General features: G+C 76.4%; 2 protein-coding genes and 1 pseudogene. All 3 read left to right on the forward strand.

The features are described 5' to 3' along the window. Positions 1 to 223, forward strand: a 223-nt coding sequence (locus tag ABZ641_RS38185; protein ID WP_359989251.1) for a hypothetical protein, incomplete at its 5' end; no start/stop codon positions are given. Continuing rightward, the gene (locus tag ABZ641_RS38190; RefSeq protein ID WP_359989252.1) at positions 220 to 720 is read left to right on the forward strand and encodes a (2Fe-2S)-binding protein; all 501 of its coding nucleotides are present in this window, start codon (positions 220 to 222) and stop codon (positions 718 to 720) included. The genes ABZ641_RS38185 and ABZ641_RS38190, both read left to right, overlap by 4 nt. After that, positions 717 to 1,238: pseudogene (locus ABZ641_RS38195) on the forward strand (hypothetical protein); the annotation flags it as partial. The gene ABZ641_RS38190 and the pseudogene ABZ641_RS38195, both read left to right, overlap by 4 nt.

Consider the following 1,238-nt stretch of genomic DNA (forward strand, 5'->3'; position numbering starts at 1 on the left):
GGCGCTGCTCGGCGGCGCCCCCGACACCCGACTGCTCGACCACGCTGCCGGCCTGGCCGCCAAGGCGCTCACGCCCGGGGCGGACCACCGGGCGGGCGCCGGCTACCGCCGCGACCTCGCCCGCACCCTCGTCCACCGGGCCCTGGCCGGCTCCCTCACCCGCTGCACGCCCCGACTCCGGCCCCGGTTCGAGGCCCGACTCCAGGAGGCTTCCGCGCCATGACCACCCCCGTTCCGCTGGAGCTCACCGCCAACGGGGCCCCGCACACGCTGGCCGTCGATCCGAGGCGCAGCCTCGCCGACGTGCTCCGCCGCGATCTCCGGCTCACCGGCACCACGGTCGGCTGCGAGACCGGGGCGTGCGGCTCGTGCACCGTCCTCGTCGACGGCGAGGCCGTCCGCTCCTGCCTGATGCTCGCCGTCCAGGCCGACGGCACCGCGGTCGAGACCGTGGAGTCCCTCGCCGAAGGCGCCGGGCCGGACGCCGAACTCAGTTCCCTGCAGCGCTCGTTCAAGGAGCACTTCGCCCTGCAGTGCGGGTTCTGCACCCCCGGCTTCCTGATGCTCACCACGGCCCTGCTCCGCAAGGAGCCGGACGCCGACCGGGCACGCATCACCGAGTGCGCCGCCGCCAACCTGTGCCGCTGCACCGGGTACGAGCCGATCGTCGACGCCGTCGAGGCGGTCGCCCGCGGCGCCATCGCCCTGGAGGACGCGTGAACGCCATCGGAGCCTCCGTCCCGCGACTGGAGGACGACCGGCTGCTGCGCGGTCTCGGCCGCTTCCACGACGAGATCGTCCGGCCCGGCCAGTTGTGGCTGCGCGTCGTCCGCTCGCCCGTCGCGCACGCCCGGATCCGCGGCATCGACACGGCCGCCGCGGCGGCGCACCCCGGCACGGTCGCCGTCCTGACCGCCGCCGACCTCGCCGGGATGCCCCCCGTCCCGGTCCGCCAGCCCGCCCCCGGCATCGACTTCACCCCCTACCTCCAGTCCGCCCTGGCCGACGGCCACGTCCGCTACGTCGGCGATCCCGTCGCCGCCGTCCTCTCCGAGGACCCGTACCTCGCCGAGGACGCGGCCGAGCTCGTCGCCCTCGACCTGGAGGAGCTGCCGGTCTCCCTCGACGCCCGCACCGGCGCCGACCTGCACCCCGAGAGCTGGCGCGGCGCCGGCGCCACGGTCGGCACGGTCGACTTCGCGTACGGCGACGTCGACGCCGCCTTCGCCGCGGCCGCG

This window comes from Kitasatospora sp. NPDC007106 (assembly GCF_040634455.1).
GTDB classification, from domain to species: domain Bacteria; phylum Actinomycetota; class Actinomycetes; order Streptomycetales; family Streptomycetaceae; genus Kitasatospora; species Kitasatospora arboriphila.

Bases quoted from the DNA above. Each gene is read 5' to 3' on its own strand.
- ABZ641_RS38190 (WP_359989252.1), top strand. From the start codon at position 220: ATGACCACCCCCGTTCCGCTGGAGCTCACCGCCAACGGGGCCCCGCAC.